Raw genomic sequence first — 19,991 nt, 5'->3', positions numbered from 1 at the left:
ATACTTTTTATAAGCTTTTACTCTGAAGTAATATTTCTTTTTAGACTTCAATTTTTTTAATTGTTACACTTGTTTTAGTAACTAGTAAAGAATCTCCATACATGCCCTTTACGCTATCACATGATAAATTAGGCTTATTTTTTCCCTATATTATTTTAAAAATTTCACATACATTAACAAGACCTGCCCCCTGTCTGTTTCTGTCCATAAACATATCCGTTGCACTGCTTTTTAGGATTTTTTTACATTCCGTATTTGTAAGATTATTATTGCAACTTAACATTAAAGCTATAATGCCCGTAATAATTGGTGTGGCCATTGATGTGCCACTTTTCTTCACATACAAATATTTTTTTCTCCACAAATTACAACAACTAATAATATTGTTTGCCGGTGCTATAATGTCAGGTTTTACTATACATTGTTTTGTAGGACCGCGCCCTGAATAGTTGTAAATAATTTTTCCATTAACTTTCATCTGTAAATTATCATTTTCTGCACCTACAGTTATAATTTTGCCACAATCTCCAGGCGTGGAAATTGAACTTGGCCCCGGCCCGTTATTACCTGCGGCAGCCACTACTATATAACCTAAATCCCATAAAAGTTCCACTTCTTTTAGCAGTCTTTTGTTTTCATCCTTTTCATTACCCAAAGTACCAAAAGAAATGTTAACAATTTTTATGCCATAACTTTTTCCATTGTCAATAATCCAATGTATACCATCAATTACATTTTCTTCTATTCCTCTACCTGTTTTGTCTAATACTTTTAAAGATACTAAGTTTGATTTTGGAGCAATACCTTTGAACACACCTTTTGACAAATTGCCATTGCCACCAATTATTCCTGCCACATGAGTTCCATGACCTTCATCATCATACACTTTGTTTTCTGCTATTTCATCAAAACTTCTTTCCTTTGTAAAATCTTTAAATAGAACAATTCTATTTTCAAAATCAGGATGATTGGCAATTCCACTATCCAAAACTGCTACAACAATATCTTCGCCCATAATTTTCTTTTCATGTATTATATTTATTTTTAATTTATGCCTAACAATATTCATATTAAATCCTAGATTATTTTTTTCTAATTATTTCTAATTTAATATATGCATATACATTTTAATTGTCTATGGAGATTGCCTTTCCCAAAGTTCATCACGCCCATACTCTCACAATTATGAATAATCATTTTGTAACAATATCTGTAATAAATATTTAGGAGCTATAACATCACAATCATATTAAATAGAACATTAATACTTTTTTGATTTTTTTGTAAACATGACAGGCATTAGGTCATATTATTTAGTGTAAGTAAAAATTTTAGGAGATTTAACATGAGTGATTTAGCAGCAACAAACTGTGGATGCGGATGCGGTAATGATGGAGGAAACAACAACTGCCTTTTCCTTATTCTTATTCTCTTATTCTGCGGTGGATGCGGTAATGGCTGTGGAAACAATGGTTTCTTCGGCGGAAATGACTGCTGTTCAAGCATAATCTGGTTATTTATTTTATTTAGCTGTTGTGGTTGTGGAAACGGAAATTTCTTTGGTGGAAACGGCGGTAATGGTTGCGGTTGTGGCTGTTAGTTAATAATAGTGATTATTACGAATATGATTTATTTTGCCTGTTAAACAAATCATTAAACAGTCTAAATTTATATAACGGCAATTTTTTTACTTTGCTTATAATAATTGTTGCCATTGATTAATCTTTATTAATTATATGGCATAAAATTTACCAATATAATTATGTTTCAATAAACCAAAAGGAGTTACAGTCTTATGTGCAAAAACAGGTATAAACAAACAAAATTTGATTGTATGGTCACTAACGAAACCATGCAGCTTATGAAGGCTGTAATTCCTTACATTGACGGTCCTATAAGTAATCTTCTTGGAATAATGATAAAATTTAAAGAATTGGAAAATGCCTCCTTTATTAATTCCAATATAGCAATAACCACAATGAATGAAAATCATAGTAAATCTACCGAAAACATGCTAAGTGATATTATGGAGTTTATGGATGAGGATACAAAAGAATCTATGGAAAATATTAAATCCATGATGGAAATGATGGATATGTTTAAAGATATGGATACGGCAGATATTTTCCAAACTATGGATGACTTTTCAAGTTCAATTTAATTAAATTAGTAATTTTACGATTAATAATATTATAATGGTATTTTTCAATATAAAACTGAATACTATTTAAAGAATAAAAATAAATAATAAATTTAAGGAGTTTTTATGAGCAACAACAAATGGATGGATGATCCTGTGTTAGATGGCATATCAAAAGAACGTCTGGAAGTTCTTACTAATATTATCGAAGGTGCAAAAGGTATGGAGCCTAAGGATATGTTTACATATTTTATCAGACAATCTAACATGGCTGGAAAACAAGGCATTAATTTCACAAATGCCGAAACCGAATTGATTCTTAATGTATTAAAAGAAGATATGTCTCCTGAAGAAATCAAACGGGTTGATATGGTAAAACAAATTGTAAATTCTTTAAGTAAAAAGAGAAAGCACTAAAGGCTTTCTCTCTTTTATAATATATAGTTTTCAAAATAACAACTGATTTAATTGCCACTGTTATTTTATTTTACTACTAAGTTAATGATTCTTCCTGGAACATAGATTTCTTTTACAATGTTTCCGTTAATCTTGTCTGCAATAGCTTCTTTTCCGGCAGCAATTGCATCTTCTTTTGAAATATCCGCAGGTACTTCAATAACTTCTTTTGTCTTACCGTTAATCTGAACAGGAATCTTGATTTCATCATCTTTCATTAATTCCTGGTCAGCTTCAGGCCATGAGTTATTTTCAAATACGCTACCTGTATTTCCAAGTTTCTCCCAAAGTTCTTCAGCTATGTGAGGTGCAAATGGAGCAATAAGAGTTGTAAATGTCTGAATAGTTTCTTTATCAACTCCACCTTCTCTCTTTGCAATTTCATTTAACTTATTATTATATTCCATGAATCCTGAAACAACAGTATTTAAACTAAAGTCTTCAAGACGTTTGGTAATAGTGTGAACCATCTGGTGACGAATCTTTATCATTTCCTTTGTAGCCTTAACATCTTTTTCAATGCTGTCAGTTGCTAATTTCCAGAATTTTGTAATAAATCTATAAACACCATCAATACCTCTTTCATCCCATTCAGAATCAAGTTCAGGTGGTCCTACGAACATTTCATAAAGTCTTAATGAATCACAACCGTAATCTCTTACTAAATCATCAGGTGAAACAACGTTACCTTTTGACTTACTCATCTTGATACCATTTTTACCGGTAATCATACCCTGGTTAAATAACTTCTTAAATGGCTCTTCAAAATCAACTACACCTATATCATATAAGAATTTTGTGTAGAATCTTGAATATAATAAATGAAGAACTGCATGCTCAACACCACCGATGTACATATCTACAGGTAAATTATCATGAGCCTTCTGCTTTGAAACAAGTTCTTTATCATTTTTGTTATCTACATATCTTAAGAAATACCATGATGAACCTGCCCACTGAGGCATTGTGTTTGTTTCACGTTTTGCAGGCTTACCACAACATGGACATGTTGTGTTTACCCATTCATCAATTGCTGCAAGTGGTGATTCACCTGTACCTGTTGGCTCATAAGATTCAACATCAGGTAATAATAATGGTAACTGATCTTCAGGTACCGGTACAGGACCACAGTCAGGACAATGAATAATTGGAATTGGTTCCCCCCAATATCTCTGTCTTGAGAATACCCAGTCACGTAATTTGTAATTAACAGTTGCTCTACCAAAGCCCTTTTCTTCAATAATATGAGGAGCTTCCTTCTTAAGAACTGATGATTCCATACCATTCCATTCGCCTGAATTAATCATAGTTCCAACAGCTTCTGTATAAGCTTCTGTCATATTTTCAATTTCTTTTCCGTCTTTTGCAATAACCTGAATAATAGGAATATCAAACTTCTTTGCAAATTCAAAGTCTCTATCATCATGAGCAGGTACACACATAATAGCACCTGTTCCGTAATCAGCTAATACATAATCTGAAAGCCAGATTGGAACCTTTGCACCATTAAGTGGGTTAATTGCATAACTACCTGTAAATACACCTGTTTTTTCTTTTCCCTGAAGTCTGTCTACTGATGACTTGTTTGCTGCCATCTGAATATATTCTTCTACAGCTGGCTTCTGATCAGGTGTAGCAAGACCTAAAGCCTTTTCATGTTCAGGTGCTAATACCATAAATGTTGCCCCGTGAAGTGTATCAGGTCTTGTTGTATAAACTGTAATAACGTCTTCTGTATTTTCAATCTTAAAGTCAACCTCTGCACCATATGACTTTCCAATCCAGTCACTTTGCATCTTCTTAACTTTTTCAGGCCAGTCAAGCTTATCTAAATCTGCTAATAATCTGTCAGCATATGCTGTAATCTTTAACATCCACTGATTTAAATTCTTCTTTGTAACTTCTGCTCCACATCTTTCACAGCAGCCGTTTACAACTTCTTCGTTTGCAAGACCTGTTTTACATGAAGGACACCAGTTAATTGGCATCTGCTTCTGATAAGCAAGTCCTTTTTTGAACATCTGAACGAAAATCCACTGTGTCCACTTGTAGAAGTTAGGATCAGTTGTGTTTACTTCCATGTCCCAATCATAAAGTGCAGCGATTTCATTAATCTGTCTTTTGATATTCTTAATATTTGCTGCTGTTGAAATTGATGGGTGTGTTTTCATTTTGATAGCATAGTTTTCAGCTGGTAAACCGAATGCATCCCAGCCCATTGGATGAATAATATGATATCCATGAAGCATCTTATATCTACTCCAAACATCACTAATAACATATCCTCTCCAGTGTCCTACATGAAGTCCTGATCCTGATGGATATGGGAACATGTCAAGACAATAATACTTTGGTTTTGTTTTGTCAGCGTTAATAGGATTTACATCCCAATTATGACGCCATTTTTTCTCAATTTCCTTATGATTATAAGGTGTTGCCATAACTTATTTTCCTCCTAGATTTATATGTAAATTAAACTTAATTGCGCTTATAAGCACTTTAAATAATTACCTTTTATAATTTCAATAAACAGTCCCTAAAAATCATAAATATTAATTATTTCTTCTTAGATGACTTCTTTTTATTTTTGGTTGTTTCAGGCTCAATACCTGCTTTCTTTTTTCTCTGTTGTTCTAATTTCTTATTGACTTTGAAATTCTTCTTTACTGTATCTTCTTTTACTTTTATTTCACAAAGCACCTGACATGAGCCAACATTTCCTGCAAGATCTTTTGCCTTAACAACAACAGGTGTTTTTTCGCTTTCTCGAAGCTGTTCCTTTTCAAGTGTATATACTTTTATTTCACTTGTAGGTTCATTACAGGTTACTGTAGACTTAACCATGTCTATGATTTTTTGAACATTCTTCTTTGTATTAATATCATTTGGACTTTTACTTTTTACTTCTAATGTAAATACCTGTTTACTACAACTTACTACAGGTGGTGTAGTATCTACCACCTTTACTTTCTGTGAAATGCTGTACTTCTTACCGTCTTTTGACTTGTATTTATATTTCACAGTATAATTTCCAACTGCTGAAGTATCTACTGTATTATGTTTCAATCTTCCGGTAATATCTTTACCCTTTGTTCCAAAGGCTATTAAATTACAGTAATAATTAAACTGATGTCCTTTTTCAACAGTAACTGTCTGAGAACCTTTAACAACAGTACCGTTTTTTATCTTCTTGTAAGGATTGTCCTCACTTGGATCTGTAGGATCCCAGCCACATTTTCCGGATACTTTTACAACCGGTGAAAAATCTATAGGCAATGTATCTTTTTTCTTGCCTTTTTTTACTGATACCAATGTGTTTTTCTTACAATTTTCAAATATCCAATTAGCGTCATTTGCTGTTAAAACAATATTCTTTCCTGAAGCTTTCTTTTTTCCAATGCTCCTATAAGATGATTTGACCAGTTTGTAATCTTCCTTACCTGAGTATGATGGTGACTGAATCCATACATTCTTATCCAAATATGAATTATACTTGTGCCAACCACTGTATTTATTAAGCCATGTATATTTGGACTTAATTCTAAAATTTCCATTAGGAAGACTCTTTCCAACTGAGCATCTAAAAGACTTAACAGCCACTTTTGTTTTCTTATCCTTTGAATACTGATAAACAATTACTGCCTTAAGTTTCTTATTTACTTCTATATAATACCTATCTGAAAAAGCTGTCTTTTTATTTTCTGTTTCTTCTTCTACACCTTTTCCTGAAAGTTTACTTGCTTTGTCAGCCTCTGACGTAACCTTATTTTGAATAAACATAAGACCACCAAAAATAATACCTGCAACAATTAAAATTTCAAGAAGAGTAATAACTGTATTCTTAAATCTTTTTTCTTTGACAATCTTTTTAATATCCAATTTCGTACTCCATTTTATTTTTATACGCAAAAAGCCACCTTGAGCCTATGCATACTAATTTATTATACAACATTGTAAGCATTTTTCAAGGTGACTTTCATTATATTGTTTTTATTGTTTCTATCTTATTGCATCCTTCATGCTCTTAACATATTCCCCAACATAAGGAACACTTTCTTTTCCATGTTCTGCAACAATTTTTACAATGGCGCTTCCTACAATTGCACCATCTGCATACTGGCATACATTTTTTGCCTGCTCAGGCTTGGCAATACCAAATCCAATTGCACAAGGGACGTCTGTTGCTTCTTTTACAAGTTTAGTCATAGCACCTAAATCTGTTGTAATATTCTGTCTGATACCTGTAACCCCAAGAGATGATACAACATATACAAAACCTTCTGCTGTTTTTGCGATTTTTGTAATTCTTTCTTCTGAAGTTGGAGCAATAAGTGGTATTAAGTCAATGCCTGCTTCCTTACAGAAAGGTGCTAACTCATCTCTTTCTTCGTATGGGCAGTCAGGTACGATAACACCTGAGATTCCACATTCAACACATCTTGCCATGAACTTTTCTGTTCCATAACGGTAAATTACATTTACATATGTCATAAATACTAAAGGTATATTTACCTGTTCTTTTATTTCCTTTATGGCATCAAACAATTTGTCTGTTGTACATCCACCCTGCAGAGCTCTTAAATCTGCTTTCTGAATTACAGGTCCTTCTGCTATTGGATCAGAAAAAGGTATACCAACTTCAATGATATCTGCTCCGCTTTTTTCCATTTCTATAATTAATTTTTGTGTTGTTTCTAAATCAGGATCTCCTCCTGTTACAAAAGCTATGAAAGCTTTTCCATTCTTAAATGCATCACTTACTTTACTCATAAATCTGTACTCCTCTATATCTTGCTATTGCTGCTACGTCCTTGTCACCACGACCTGAAACATTTACTACAATAATTTTGTCCTTATCAAGTGTCTTTGCATACTTCATTGCATAAGCAATGGCATGTGAACTTTCAATTGCTGGAATTATACCTTCCGTTCTTGATAAATATTCAAAAGCCTCAACTGCTTCCACATCAGTAATTGGAACATATTTTGCTCTTCCTGTATCATGTAAATTTGCATGTTCTGGTCCAATTCCCGGATAGTCTAATCCTGCTGAAATTGAATAAACAGGTGCTATCTGTCCATCATCATTCTGACAGAATAAAGATTTCATTCCTTGGAAAATCCCTTCTGTACCATTTGCGATAGTTGCAGCATTTTTAGGATTATCTATGCCAAGGCCCGCTGCTTCACATCCGATTAATGCTACATCTTTGTCTTCAATAAAATTATAAAATGCACCCATGGCATTTGAGCCACCACCTACACAGGCAATAACCCCATCAGGAAGTCTACCTTCTGCTTCCATAATCTGTTCTTTAATTTCCTTACTAATAACACTCTGGAAATCTCTAACAATTGTTGGGAAAGGATGTGGCCCCATAACAGAACCTAATACGTATAATGTATCATCCATTCTATTTGTCCATTCTCTCATTGCCTCATTTACTGCATCTTTTAATGTCATTGTACCACTTGTAACAGGATGAACCTTAGCGCCTAAAAGTTCCATTCTAAACACATTTAAAGCCTGACGTTCACAGTCTTCTTTTCCCATATAGATTTCACATTCCATATCCATAAGTGCTGCAGCTGTTGCTGTTGCCACACCATGCTGACCTGCTCCTGTTTCTGCAATAACTCTTGTTTTACCCATTTTCTTTGCAAGTAAAACCTGACCTAAAACATTATTAATTTTATGAGAACCTGTATGGTTTAAATCTTCTCTCTTTAAATAGATTTTTGCACCACCTAAATCCTTTGTCATTTTTTCAGCATAATATAATAATGAAGGTCTTCCTGCATAATTATTTAAAAGGTCTGTTAATTCCTTATTAAACTCCGAATCATTTTTGTAATGATTGTAAGCTTCTTCAACTTCATTTACCGCTGTCATTAATGTTTCCGGAACATACTGTCCACCATGTATACCAAATCTTCCTTTACTCATCATCTTCTCCTTTTAATTGTTGTAACATTTGTCTTTTATTTTCAGCTTTCATAAATGTTTCTCCAATAAGCACACCATTTACGTTAGCTTTTTTTAATCTTTCAATTTCTATGTTGCTTTTAATACCACTTTCAGCAACAAATAAAATATTATCCGGCACAAGCTTTCTTAATCTTTCGCTATTTCCAATATCCACTGTAAAAGTTTTTAAATCTCTGTTATTTACACCGATTATTCTTGCACCGCTTTTTATTGCTTTTTCAATTTCTTCTTCATCATGGGCTTCAACTAATGCTGACATACCAAGACTGTCGCAGATTTCTATGTACTTTCTTATTGTGTCTTCATCAAGCAATGAACAAATCAAGAGTACAGCAGATGCACCATGAATTTTTCCGTCATATATCATATACTCATCAACAACAAAATCTTTTCTAATTAATGGTATTGATACATTTTCGCTTATTTCTTTTAAGTACTTTTTATCACCTTTAAAATACTCAGGCTCTGTTAAAACTGAAATACAGCTTGCTCCTGCCTTCTCATATTCCTTTGCTATTTCTATATAAGGAAAATCTTCGGCAATAATTCCTTTTGATGGTGAGGCTTTTTTTACTTCGCATATAAAATTAATGCCTTTTTGGGCTAAAGCTTTTTCAAATTCTAAATTTCCTTTTGGCATATTTAAAGCCTTCTCTTTTACTAATTCTAAAGGAATGTTTGCTTTTTCCAATTCAACTCTTTTTCTTGTTGATTGTGCTAGTTTATCTAAAATCATATAACTCCTTTACTTATTGCTTTCTTCTATGTAAGCCTGTAATTTTTCGTATGCTTTTCCGCTGTTAATTGTTTCTCTTGCAATATTGATTGCTTCTTCGTATGTTAAATGGTCATTTTGAACATAAATACAAGCACCTGCATTTAATAAAACTGCGTCTTTCTTTGGTCCCTGAAGTTTTCTACTTAAAATTTCTTTTGTAATCTGAGCATTTTCTGTTCCGTCTCCACCTTCCAAATCAGACTTCTTACAAATTGAGATTCCATAGTCTTCAGGATTGATTTCGTAAGATTTTATTTCACCATTTCTAATTTCACAAACTGTTGTTTTTGTACTAGGTGTAATCTCATCCATTGTGTCCTGACCAAAAACAACCATACCTTTCTTAACTCCAAGATTTATAAGTACCTGTGCAACCGGCTCTACTAATTCTTCTTCATACACACCAATAATATCCATTGATGCACCTGCCGGATTAGTTAAAGGTCCTAAAACATTGAAAATTGTTCTAAGTCCTAAGGCTCCTCTAACAGGACCAACGAATCTCATTGCAGGATGATATTTCTGTGCAAATAAGAAGCAAAAACCAACTTTGTCTAACAACTCTTTGCTCTTTTCAGGTTCTACTGTTATGTTTGCCCCTAAGGCTTCCAAAACATCTGCAGCACCTGACTTACTTGAAACGCCTCTGTTACCATGCTTTGCCACTTTACAACCTGCCGCTGCCGCTACAAATGCTGATGTTGTGGAAATATTAAATGTATTTGCCTTATCTCCACCTGTTCCTACAATTTCAAGGACCTCCATGTCATGTGACAATTTTGTTCCATTATCACGCATACCTTTCGCTGAACCTGATATTTCTTCAATAGTTTCCCCTTTCATTCTAAGTGCTACTAAATAAGCACTAATTAATGTATCAGGTGTTTCACCGCTCATAATTTCATTCATAACTTCTTTTGCTTCATCAAAAGTTAAGTCCTGTTTATTCACTAATTTATCTATGGCTTCTTTAATCATACTTAAACCTCCAATTTTTTTATTTATTGAATTTAATTTCGTATACTTATCTATAAATAATAATCTTTTTAATTTATTTTTTAATCTTTAAAAAGTTATCTACGATTTTTTCTCCTTCAGGTGTCATAACTGATTCCGGATGAAACTGTAAACCGTAAATTTTATATTTTTTGTGTTGGACAGCCATTATTTCATTGTCACATTCATCAATAGCTATAACTTCCAATTCCTCGGGTATTGTATCAGGATTAGCCGACAACGAATGGTATCTTGCACCTTTAAATGGTGAATCCATCCCTTTAAAAATCGGACTGTCATTTGTAATTGTCATGTTGCTTTGTTTCCCATGCATCAATTGTTTTGCGTAAGTAACCTGTGCACCAAATACCTCACAAATACTCTGATGTCCCAAGCAAACTCCTAAAATTGGATATTCGCCCTTAAGCTTTTCTACCACCTCTTCGCATATACCTGCATTTTCCGGCTTTCCAGGTCCCGGAGATAAAATAATATGTGTAGGATTTAATTTTCTAATGTCATCAATTTTATATTCATCATTTCTTACTACCTTAACTTTTCCGTCAGTTAATTTTCCAAATAATTGAACAAGGTTATAAGAGAAACTATCATAATTATCTATTAATAAAACCATTACTTGTTTACCTCACTTCCTCGTTTAATTGCATCTATTACTGCCCCTGCTTTATGAGCACATTCCATATATTCGCTTTCAGGTACGCTGTCTGCAACAATTCCTGCACCTGCCTGAACATATACCTTATTTCCTTTTTTAACTGCTGTTCTAATTGCAATACATACATCTAAATTTCCTGACAAATCAATATAACCAATGGCTCCACCGTATACACCTCTTGGTTCTTTTTCTAATTCATCAATAATTTCACAGGCTCTAAACTTTGGTGCACCTGACAATGTGCCTGCCGGTAAAAGTGCTGAAACTGTATCACAACTGTCTTTATCCTCTCTTAACTCTCCACATACAGTTGAAGCAATATGCATTACTTTTGAAAATCTATGAATCTTCATATAATCTTCTAAATAAACACTTCCATATTTTGCAATTCTTCCAATGTCGTTACGTGCCAAATCAACTAACATATTATGTTCTGCTAATTCTTTCTCATCTTTTAAAAGACCTTCTTCTAAAGCTTTATCTTCTTCCTGATTTTTACCTCTTGGTCTTGTTCCGGCAACAGGAAATGTTGTTAATTTGCCATCTACTAATTTAACCATTGTTTCAGGAGAGGCACCTGCTATCTGCATATCTTCTGACTGGATAAAATACATATAAGGCGAAGGATTAGTAGTTCTTAAAACTCTATAGGCGTTCATTAAACTGCTGTTATATTCAGCTTCAAATCTTCTTGAAATAACGCCCTGAAAAATATCACCCTCTCTGATATATGCCTTTGTTTTTTCAATCATGTTGCAATATTCTTCTTTAGAAACATTACATTTAAAATCTACATTTTCCTGTGCATGATACTCAGGTAATGGACTTTGTTCATTTATAAGTGAAATCATTTTTTCAATTTCAAGTAAAGCTCCGTTATATCCCTGATGACCATCTTTTGACTTCATGTTTGCAATTAATAATATTTTTTGTCTTAAATGATCAAAAGCAATTACCTTGTCAAAAAGCATTAAATGATAATCATCAACATTGCTTTCTTTTAAATTTAATTTAGGTTCAGCATAGCCAATCATTTCGTATCCAAAATATCCAACAAAACCACCGGTAAAAGTTGGCATTCCTTCAATTTTAGGTGACTTATATTTTTCTAACTGTTTTCTTAGTGCATCCATTGGATCCATTGTTACAGTAGTTTCAATCTCGCCACTTTTCTGGGTTACCTTTCCATTCTTGCATGTTATGTGCAAAACAGGTTCATAACCTAAAAAAGAATATCTTGCCCATTTTTCTCCACCTTCTACACTTTCAAGCAAGAAAAAGTTTTTACCAAATTCTTCCATTTTTCTTAAAAGTGAAATTGGAGTAATAACATCAGCATATATTTCCTTGCAAATAGGAATCATGCTATAGTCCTTTGTTAATTCTTCGATTTCTTCAAAGCTTTGTGTTTTCATATGTTCTCCTCTCGCATATCTGACTGTTTAATTATTTCAGTTAAATAGCGCCTATGATTTCCGGCTGTTAAAGTTGGTCTTCGCTTGTTAGAACAGTTCGATTCCGTACACTTTGTGTACTTCATCTCACTTGAGCTGACCGCTCAATGTTTTCGTATAAGTGAATATTTTTTTATAAGCAAGCTTCAAAAATATTTCTTTTAGATGCTCCTATCCGTTTAGAACAGTTCGATTCCGTACACTTTGTGTACTTCATCTCACTTGAGCTGACCGCTCAATGTTTTCGTATAAGTGAATATTTTTTTATAAGCAAGCTTCAAAAAAATATTCACTTATACGAAAACGCTGTTCTAAACAGTAACAAAAAAAAGGCCCTGTCTCTTCACGTCTATAACGTAAAGGGACAAAAGCCTTATAAATTCAACTTCTGCGGTGCCACCCAAATTAATGTATAACACATTCTCTCAACAGCATACCATCATATGCTTACTCTTTTAACGGTGAGTCTCCGTCAGCGTCTACTACCTAATAATATGGTTTCAAGCTGCCCTCTTAAGTCCATTCATCGCTGTTAGTTTGTTGCCTCACACCAACCGACAACTCTCTGAAAAACGTCCCATACGATTACTTACTCTTAATCAACGGTTTCACAATGTGTTTAAATTTTAGTCTACTAAAGCGTTAATGTCAACCCACATATTTAATGTATTCTTGATTTATTTTATGCTTTTTATTTCATCAACTGACTCTTTTAGCTGTTCTAATGCTTTTTTCAATGTTTCTCTTGGACATGCAATATTGATTCTCTGGAAGCCTTCTCCTTCTTTTCCAAAGATATATCCTGAGTCAAGCCACAGTTTGGCTTTTTCAACGATAAACTTTTCAAGTTCTTTGTCCTCAAAACCTAACGCACTACAATCAAGCCAAATCAGATATGTTCCTTCAGGTTCAATTAATTTTATCTGTGGTGTATTTGTTTCTAGATAATCTCTTAAGAAATTAAGATTATCTAATAAATATTCTTTCAATTCATTCAGCCATTGTCTACCATATTTATATGCTGCCTCGCATGCTACAAGTCCCATTAAATTAACCTGACTGTAACCAACCTTATCCAGTTGCTTTAATACTTTTTTTCTAATTTCAAGATTAGGAATAAAAATATTTGAAATTTGAAGTCCTGCAAGATTAAATGTTTTGGTTGGTGCTGTACATGTAATTGTTATATTCTGATATTTTTCATCTAATGATGAAAATACAATATGCTTATTTTCAGGATAAACAAAGTCACTGTGAATTTCATCACTTACAATTTTTACATTGTGTTTCAGACAAATATCTCCTATCTTTTCTAACTCCCACTTTTTCCAGACTCTACCAACCGGATTATGTGGACTACATAAAATAAATAACTTAACATTATTTTCTTTTATTTTCTTTTCAAAATCTTCAAAATCAATTTCATATTTTTTGCCATTTCTAACTAAAGAATTGTTCACTAATTTTCTATTATTATCAATAATTACTTCAGTAAATGGGTAATATACAGGATTTTGAATTAATACACTATCACCTTCATTAGTAAGTGCATTAATTGCCAATACTATGGCAAATACTACACCCGGTGTTTTTATTAGCCATTCTTTTTTTACCTGCCAATTAAAATTATCATTATACCAATTGTATACTGCATCAAAATATTCTTCTTTACCTTCACTGTAGCCATATATACCGTGACTTACTGCTTTATTTAATGCCTCAATAATTTCAGGTGAAGTTTGAAAATCCATGTCTGCAACCCATAAAGGTAACAAATCTTCTGGCATGTTTCTCTCTTTTGCAAAATCATATTTTAAACTTCTTGTATTATTTCTATTTATTATTTTATTAAAATCGTATTTCATTTTTCCTCCAAACTATTGAAATGCCTGTTCCAAATCTCTTATTAAGTCATCAACATTTTCAATTCCTACTGATATTCTTAAAAAGTCTTCCGTAATTCCTAACTGTTCTCTTTTTTCTTTTGGAACATCAGGATGTGTTTGAAACATTGGGTATGTTATCAATGATTCAACACCACCTAAACTTTCAGCAAAGGCTATGACCTTAACTTTTTCCAAAATATTTCTTGCTGTTTCTTCTGAATCAACTTTAAATGAAATCATGCTGCCAAAACCTGTTGCCTGTTTTTTGTTGATTTCATATCCCGGATGCTCTTCTAAACCAATATAATAAACCTTTTTTACCTTTGGTTGCTTCTTTAACCAGTTAGCTATTTTGATTGCATTTTCCTGCTGTCTTTCCAGTCTTACTGATAAAGTTTTAATTCCACGTATAATTAAAAAACTGTCAAATGGTGAAAGACAAAATCCTGTAGTCTTGTATGCAAAACGTATTTTTTCTGCAATTTCTTTATTATTAGTTGACAAAAAACCTGCCAAAGTATCGTTATGACCACCGAGAAATTTTGTTCCACTGTGAATCTCTATATGAGCACCTAGCTGCAGTGGCTTTTGAAAATATGGTGTTAAAAAAGTATTATCTACTATTACAATTAAATTCTTTTCATTTGCCAACTTAACAACTTCGTGCAAGTCAGTTACTTTCATTGTAGGATTGCTTGGAGTTTCTATATAAACTGCCTTTGTATTTTCTTTTATTGTTTCTTTCAAAACTTCAATATCTGATGTGTCAATATATGAGAATTCCAATCCCTGATTAGTCCCTATAGTGTCAAATATTCGAACTGAGCCACCATATAAATCCTCTGTGCATATTATGTGATCCCCTCTGCTAAATAATTCCATACAAAGTCTTATTGCTGCCATACCGCTGGAACATGCTACAGTATCAATTGCCCCTTCTAAAGAAGACACAATATTTTCTAATGTATCTCTTGTTGGGTTGCTTTCTCTTGTATAGTTATGACCTGTTGATTCTCCAATTCCGGGATGTGCAAAAGTTGCAGTCTGATATATTGGAACACTCACTGAACCAAATACGTCCTTATTGGTTTCATTATCTCCATGTATGCATTTTGTTTCTATATTGTAATTCATCGTTCTTTCTCCTATTTCTGATTTTGTTTTCTAGTTAAATATACTAGGGGGTGGAACCTTCCAACTTAATCACATTGGCATTATGTGTTCGTTTTTAACAACTGTGATTTTTAAATAAGCTTAAATGTAATACATGTACTGACTAAAATCATTACTTTGTAAATAATCTTTTTCTAAGTCTTCTAATGAAATATTAAGTAATACTTCATCAAGTTTTTCATTTACTTTATCAATTACTGATTCTTCAATAACCTGTTCTGCTATATTGCCCTGCCCTTCATACTCTTTTTCAATCTTATAAGTTCCGTCAAGTGCTTCAATAATTGATGCCACAGTAATGTCCTTAGCACTCTGATTTAATAAATATCCACCCTGGGCACCTTTAATACTTTTAATAATTCCATGTCTTCTTAGTCCTGCAAAAACCTGTTCAAGATACTGTAAAGATATATCATTTCTTTCTGCAATACTGCTAAGTTTCACATGACCGTTTTTTGAATTAATAGATAAGTCTATTAATGCTATTATTCCATATCTGCTTTTCTTTGATAACTTCATATTACATCTCTTTTCCTTTTTTTAATTAATCCTATATGTTTAGTAGGATATAAAGTATATTACCTTTATTTTATATAAATGTCAACTAAAACATACTATTTTTATATGAATTAAATATTTTAATTATAAAATACTGCTTGCAACACTCCAGATACCAAGTATATACTTTATTACAAAAAAAACAGGAGATTAATTGCACTAATCATTGCTGCCTTGCAACTATAATCAATACAACTAATCCCCTACCCTTAAGGAGTGATTATATAATTTCTATTTAAAATCTTAACCCTGTTTGGATTTTGCTATTTCTTTTTCCTGTACATCAGGTGGTGCCTGTTCGTATCTGGATACAACATATTCAAATTCACCACTTCCCCCTGTCATTGAACGAAGTGAAGTTGAATATTCATACATTTCAAGTAATGGTATTTCAGCTTCTATAATCTGTTTTCCATTATCAGAATTCATATTGTATACACGACCACGTCTTTTATTCAAATCTCCAAGAATATCACCTGAATATTTTTCCGGTGCTATAATTGTAACCATAGCAATTGGTTCTAACAGTACAGGATTAGCTTCCATAAAGCCTTTCTTAAAAGCTATTATTGTTGCCATCTTAAATGCCATTTCAGAAGAATCAACAGGATGGTATGAACCATCTGTTAATGTAGCCTTAATGCCAACAACAGGATAACCTGCCAATGGACCCTCTTTTACACATTCCTGAATTCCTTTTTCAACTGCCGGGAAATAATTTTTTGGCACAGCTCCACCAAATATTTTTTCATCAAAAATATAAGGTTTTGATAAGTCACCTGATGGTTCAAACTCAATTACAACATCACCATATTGTCCATGACCGCCTGACTGTTTTTTGTGTTTACCCTGAACCTGTGCCTTACTCCTTATTGTTTCTTTAAATGGAACTTTTGGTCGTTCTAAAATAACATCTACTTTGTATCTGTCTTTCAGTTTAGATGCAACAACTTCCAATTGCTGATGACCGATTCCGTAAAGAAGAGATTGTTTATTTTCCGCATCAATAACTGACTTCAAAGTCAAGTCTTCAATACATAATTTAGTAAGTGCCTGAGCTAATTTGTCCTCATCCCCCTTTTTCTCAGCTCTATATGCCATATACGCATAAGGCTTTGACATTGTTGTTGGATGATATACAATTGGCCACTGTTTCGTTGATAAAGTATCTCCTGTTCTTGTGCTTGTAAGCTTACCTATTGCCCCAATATCTCCTGAGTGCAATTCACTTACTTCAGTAACATTCTTTCCGCAAATAACATACAGTTTGTTTAATTTTTCTTCTATATTTTTTGTTGGATTGTAAACAACATCACCTGTTTTTAATATGCCTGTTCTTACTTTTACTAAAGAATATTTTCCAACAAATGGATCCATTATTGTTTTAAATACATAAGCAGAAACAGGTTTTGAGTTGTCAAAATCTGCAACCACTTCTTCATCGTTTTCTATGTTTGTTGCTTTTTTCAAAACTTCTGCCTTATCTGCTGATGGAAAATATTTCTCACAGGTCTGTAAGAAACTATTTACACCCTGGCAGGTTACTCCTGATGCAATTTGTACGGGAACAATATCACAATTAATTACACTCTTTCTTAATGCTTTTGATATTTCCTCGTATGTAAAATCTACGCCTGAAAAATACTTATCCATTAATTCTTCATCAGATTCTGCAACAGCCTCCATTAACTGCTCTCTAACCGGAACTAATTTACTTGTAATTGATTCAGGAATTTCCATTTCATCATAATTACCCAAATTATCAATGAACTTTCTACCACCCATTTTCACTACGTTTACATAACCAATTAATTTGTCATTCTCCATAATTGGCAAATGAAATGGTGCTATCTTCTTGCCGAATCTTGACTTTAACTGTTCTACAATTTCCATGTATTTTGCATTGGAATCATCTATATTGGTAACTAAAAATATACATGGGATTTTTCTACGCTCACATGTTTCCCAGGCTTTAACCGTTCCTACTTCTACTCCTGTCTTTCCATTAACCACAATTACAGCAGCGTCCGCAACACTCATGGCATCTTCCATCTGACCGACAAAATCAAAATATCCCGGTGCATCTAATATGTTAATTTTCAATCCGTTCCACTCTATTGGTATAACAGATGCACTTATGGAAAACTTACGCTTGATTTCCTCCTTGTCATAATCTGAAATTGTATTTCCATCATCTATGCGTCCCATTCTGGAAATAGTCTTTGTAGCAAAAGCTACTGCCTCAGCAAATGTTGTTTTTCCGGCTCCGCCATGTCCTAAAAAAACAACATTTCTAATATTCTGTGTTTCATAAATCTTCATAACAAGCCTCCTTATTCAATTGTCTTTTCACCGAACTAAAACCTCTTAACTTTCCTCCTTATTTAATATTTTATTAAGGTTTTATTACTTAAATACTATTTTACTTTACTTATAAACGTAATACAAGAAAGGTTATATTTTTAACAAAGTGTTGCTATATTTACTTTAAAGTGTTAAGCTTTAAAGCGTTGAAGTTTTACACTTTAAAGTTTTTAAGTTTAAGCTTGCTTAACATAATTATCTATATTAGACTTAATTAAGCAATTTATACATGACAGGAGAACATAATGAGAAGAAAAGATGATTTAACATTTGGTTTTGTAGGTATTGGACTAATTGGTGGCTCGGTTGCAAAGGCTTTAAGACGTGTCTATCCAAGTTGCAAAATCATAGTTTATAATAGAGGGGCGAAACCTCGTGTTTTAGCAATAAATGACGGCACAGCAAACATTGCATTAGATACTGTTGATGAAAGATTTTCTGAATGCGATTATATTTTTCTGTGTACACCCGTTGAACGTAATGTAGAATACTTAACTATTTTAAAAGATATAATTAAACCAACATGCATTATTACAGATGTTGGCAGTGTAAAAACAAATATACACGAAGCAGTTAAGGCTCTTTCTTTAGAAGATAATTTCATAGGTGGCCATCCAATGGCAGGTTCAGAAAAAACAAGTTACGAACATGCAAGTGACCGTTTGCTTGAAAACGCCTACTATGCCATTACTCCTACCGAAAACGTTAAACAGGAATATGTTAAAGAATACACTGAAATTGTTTCTGACATTGGTGCAATTCCTGTAGAAATTTCATACAAGGAACATGACAGAGTTGTTGCAGCCATTAGTCATTTGCCACATTTAATTGCTTCAAGCCTTGTTAATTTGGTAAAACATAATGACAGTGATAAAGAATATATGAAAACATTAGCTGCCGGCGGTTTTAAGGATATTACAAGAATTGCTTCTTCTTCTCCGGAAATGTGGGAGCAGATATGCATGACAAACAACGATAATATAAGTGAAATGCTTGATTTATATATAAAAGATTTGGAAAAAGTTAAGAATGAGTTAGACACAAAGAACGGTCTGGCCATTAATCATATGATTGCAGAAAGCAGAGATTATAGAGACAACATTGACGAGCATAACAACAGTATAATTCAAAGAAGTTACAACATATTCTGCGATATTATTGATGAATCAGGTGCCATTGCCACTATTGCTACAATTCTTGCTACAAATGGTGTTAGTATTAAGAACATCGGTATTATTCATAACCGTGAACATGAAGAAGGTGTTTTAAAGATTTCATTTTATGACCAGGCTTCATCAGAGAAAGCTATGGAACAGTTAGAAAAACACAGATACAAAGTTTTTAAACACTAATTTTTTTCCAGTAATCTCCTATTGTCTAAATATTACAAAATTGTTACATTGTATTTTGTAATTGGCCAAGACGAGAGTGTGAAAGTTTTTCTGTAAATTAAATATTTAAATATAATTAATAGGCCTTCTATGATAAAATTTATTATTATAGGAGGCCTTAATTATGGCA

17 protein-coding genes and 1 other annotated feature are annotated in these 19,991 nt (G+C 32.9%); of the genes, 4 read left to right on the top strand and 13 right to left on the bottom strand.

The annotated features are described in order from the left end of the window. Positions 1 to 145: 145 nt before the first annotated feature. Positions 146 to 1,069, bottom strand: coding sequence for a S8 family peptidase (locus tag ACZM4J_RS06635; RefSeq protein WP_489485880.1), 924 nt, complete (start codon positions 1,067 to 1,069; stop codon positions 146 to 148). A gap of 276 nt (positions 1,070 to 1,345) precedes the next feature. Here ACZM4J_RS06635 and ACZM4J_RS06630 point away from each other — a divergent pair, with 276 nt between their 5' ends. From ACZM4J_RS06630 to ACZM4J_RS06620, 3 genes are all read left to right on the top strand, one after another. Beyond that, a complete protein-coding gene (locus ACZM4J_RS06630; protein WP_117999479.1) occupies positions 1,346 to 1,600 on the top strand; it encodes a chorion class high-cysteine HCB protein 13 in 255 nt (84 codons plus the stop codon). Positions 1,601 to 1,795: 195 nt separating this feature from the next. Further along, a complete protein-coding gene (locus ACZM4J_RS06625) occupies positions 1,796 to 2,161 on the top strand; it encodes a hypothetical protein (protein ID WP_118436425.1) in 366 nt (121 codons plus the stop codon). Positions 2,162 to 2,266: 105 nt separating this feature from the next. Continuing rightward, entirely contained in the window at positions 2,267 to 2,557 is a 291-nt protein-coding gene (locus ACZM4J_RS06620; protein WP_022165351.1) for a hypothetical protein, read from the top strand. 65 nt (positions 2,558 to 2,622) lie between these two features. Here ACZM4J_RS06620 and leuS read toward each other — a convergent pair whose 3' ends face one another. From leuS to ACZM4J_RS06560, 12 genes are all read right to left on the bottom strand, one after another. Beyond that, on the bottom strand, positions 2,623 to 5,037 hold the full coding sequence (gene leuS, locus ACZM4J_RS06615) for a leucine--tRNA ligase (protein WP_489485878.1): 2,415 nt from the start codon (positions 5,035 to 5,037) through the stop codon (positions 2,623 to 2,625). A 115-nt stretch (positions 5,038 to 5,152) separates the two neighbouring features. Further along, entirely contained in the window at positions 5,153 to 6,475 is a 1,323-nt protein-coding gene (locus tag ACZM4J_RS06610) for an immunoglobulin-like domain-containing protein (protein ID WP_489485876.1), read from the bottom strand. Positions 6,476 to 6,595: 120 nt separating this feature from the next. Further along, positions 6,596 to 7,366 carry a tryptophan synthase subunit alpha gene (gene trpA / locus ACZM4J_RS06605; RefSeq protein WP_302689535.1) on the bottom strand — a complete coding sequence of 257 codons (771 nt, stop codon included), beginning with the start codon at positions 7,364 to 7,366 and terminating at the stop codon, positions 6,596 to 6,598. After that, complete coding sequence (gene trpB, locus ACZM4J_RS06600) at positions 7,359 to 8,543, bottom strand: tryptophan synthase subunit beta (protein ID WP_489485874.1); 1,185 nt, start codon at positions 8,541 to 8,543, stop codon at positions 7,359 to 7,361. Before trpB ends, trpA begins: the two co-directional genes overlap by 8 nt. Then, positions 8,536 to 9,321 (bottom strand): indole-3-glycerol phosphate synthase TrpC, encoded by a 786-nt coding sequence (trpC, locus tag ACZM4J_RS06595; RefSeq protein WP_489485873.1) that lies wholly within the window; start codon positions 9,319 to 9,321, stop codon positions 8,536 to 8,538. Before trpC ends, trpB begins: the two co-directional genes overlap by 8 nt. Before the next feature lie 9 nt (positions 9,322 to 9,330). Further along, positions 9,331 to 10,341 carry an anthranilate phosphoribosyltransferase gene (gene trpD, locus ACZM4J_RS06590; RefSeq protein ID WP_489485871.1) on the bottom strand — a complete coding sequence of 337 codons (1,011 nt, stop codon included), beginning with the start codon at positions 10,339 to 10,341 and terminating at the stop codon, positions 9,331 to 9,333. A gap of 73 nt (positions 10,342 to 10,414) precedes the next feature. Further along, on the bottom strand, positions 10,415 to 10,993 hold the full coding sequence (locus ACZM4J_RS06585) for an anthranilate synthase component II (RefSeq protein ID WP_418261787.1): 579 nt from the start codon (positions 10,991 to 10,993) through the stop codon (positions 10,415 to 10,417). Next, positions 10,993 to 12,450, bottom strand: a complete 1,458-nt coding sequence (gene trpE / locus ACZM4J_RS06580; RefSeq protein WP_412334710.1) for an anthranilate synthase component I — start codon at positions 12,448 to 12,450, stop codon at positions 10,993 to 10,995. The genes ACZM4J_RS06585 and trpE overlap by 1 nt, the downstream gene beginning before the upstream one ends. Positions 12,451 to 12,846: 396 nt before the next feature. Next, positions 12,847 to 13,101, bottom strand: a binding site (T-box leader). A gap of 65 nt (positions 13,102 to 13,166) precedes the next feature. After that, positions 13,167 to 14,354, bottom strand: a complete 1,188-nt coding sequence (locus ACZM4J_RS06575; protein WP_489485869.1) for a MalY/PatB family protein — start codon at positions 14,352 to 14,354, stop codon at positions 13,167 to 13,169. 12 nt (positions 14,355 to 14,366) lie between these two features. Beyond that, positions 14,367 to 15,509: a trans-sulfuration enzyme family protein gene (locus tag ACZM4J_RS06570; protein ID WP_489485867.1), complete on the bottom strand. Its 1,143-nt coding sequence runs from the start codon at positions 15,507 to 15,509 to the stop codon at positions 14,367 to 14,369. A gap of 120 nt (positions 15,510 to 15,629) precedes the next feature. After that, positions 15,630 to 16,067 carry an RrF2 family transcriptional regulator gene (locus tag ACZM4J_RS06565; RefSeq protein ID WP_302689543.1) on the bottom strand — a complete coding sequence of 146 codons (438 nt, stop codon included), beginning with the start codon at positions 16,065 to 16,067 and terminating at the stop codon, positions 15,630 to 15,632. 282 nt (positions 16,068 to 16,349) lie between these two features. Then, a complete protein-coding gene (locus tag ACZM4J_RS06560) occupies positions 16,350 to 18,428 on the bottom strand; it encodes an elongation factor G (RefSeq protein WP_489485865.1) in 2,079 nt (692 codons plus the stop codon). A 287-nt stretch (positions 18,429 to 18,715) separates the two neighbouring features. Here ACZM4J_RS06560 and ACZM4J_RS06555 point away from each other — a divergent pair, with 287 nt between their 5' ends. Next, a complete protein-coding gene (locus ACZM4J_RS06555; RefSeq protein ID WP_489485863.1) occupies positions 18,716 to 19,822 on the top strand; it encodes a prephenate dehydrogenase/arogenate dehydrogenase family protein in 1,107 nt (368 codons plus the stop codon). The last annotated feature ends 169 nt before the right edge of the window (positions 19,823 to 19,991 follow it).

The sequence above is a fragment of the Eubacterium sp. genome (assembly GCF_057858645.1).
This window is presented reverse-complemented; position numbering and strand designations above follow the sequence as displayed.

What these genes read in the sequence shown, in the direction of transcription:
- trpC (WP_489485873.1), bottom strand. Translation starts at nt 9,321, where the DNA reads ATGATTTTAGATAAACTAGCACAATCAACAAGAAAAAGAGTTGAATTG.
- trpD (WP_489485871.1), bottom strand. Translation starts at nt 10,341, where the DNA reads ATGATTAAAGAAGCCATAGATAAATTAGTGAATAAACAGGACTTAACT.
- ACZM4J_RS06570 (WP_489485867.1), bottom strand. Translation starts at nt 15,509, where the DNA reads ATGAATTACAATATAGAAACAAAATGCATACATGGAGATAATGAAACC.
- ACZM4J_RS06560 (WP_489485865.1), bottom strand. Translation starts at nt 18,428, where the DNA reads ATGAAGATTTATGAAACACAGAATATTAGAAATGTTGTTTTTTTAGGA.
- trpA (WP_302689535.1), bottom strand. Translation starts at nt 7,366, where the DNA reads ATGAGTAAAGTAAGTGATGCATTTAAGAATGGAAAAGCTTTCATAGCT.
- trpE (WP_412334710.1), bottom strand. Translation starts at nt 12,450, where the DNA reads ATGAAAACACAAAGCTTTGAAGAAATCGAAGAATTAACAAAGGACTAT.
- ACZM4J_RS06630 (WP_117999479.1), top strand. Translation starts at nt 1,346, where the DNA reads ATGAGTGATTTAGCAGCAACAAACTGTGGATGCGGATGCGGTAATGAT.
- ACZM4J_RS06575 (WP_489485869.1), bottom strand. Translation starts at nt 14,354, where the DNA reads ATGAAATACGATTTTAATAAAATAATAAATAGAAATAATACAAGAAGT.
- ACZM4J_RS06585 (WP_418261787.1), bottom strand. Translation starts at nt 10,993, where the DNA reads ATGGTTTTATTAATAGATAATTATGATAGTTTCTCTTATAACCTTGTT.
- ACZM4J_RS06620 (WP_022165351.1), top strand. Translation starts at nt 2,267, where the DNA reads ATGAGCAACAACAAATGGATGGATGATCCTGTGTTAGATGGCATATCA.
- ACZM4J_RS06635 (WP_489485880.1), bottom strand. Translation starts at nt 1,069, where the DNA reads ATGAATATTGTTAGGCATAAATTAAAAATAAATATAATACATGAAAAG.
- ACZM4J_RS06555 (WP_489485863.1), top strand. Translation starts at nt 18,716, where the DNA reads ATGAGAAGAAAAGATGATTTAACATTTGGTTTTGTAGGTATTGGACTA.
- leuS (WP_489485878.1), bottom strand. Translation starts at nt 5,037, where the DNA reads ATGGCAACACCTTATAATCATAAGGAAATTGAGAAAAAATGGCGTCAT.
- ACZM4J_RS06565 (WP_302689543.1), bottom strand. Translation starts at nt 16,067, where the DNA reads ATGAAGTTATCAAAGAAAAGCAGATATGGAATAATAGCATTAATAGAC.
- trpB (WP_489485874.1), bottom strand. Translation starts at nt 8,543, where the DNA reads ATGAGTAAAGGAAGATTTGGTATACATGGTGGACAGTATGTTCCGGAA.
- ACZM4J_RS06625 (WP_118436425.1), top strand. Translation starts at nt 1,796, where the DNA reads ATGTGCAAAAACAGGTATAAACAAACAAAATTTGATTGTATGGTCACT.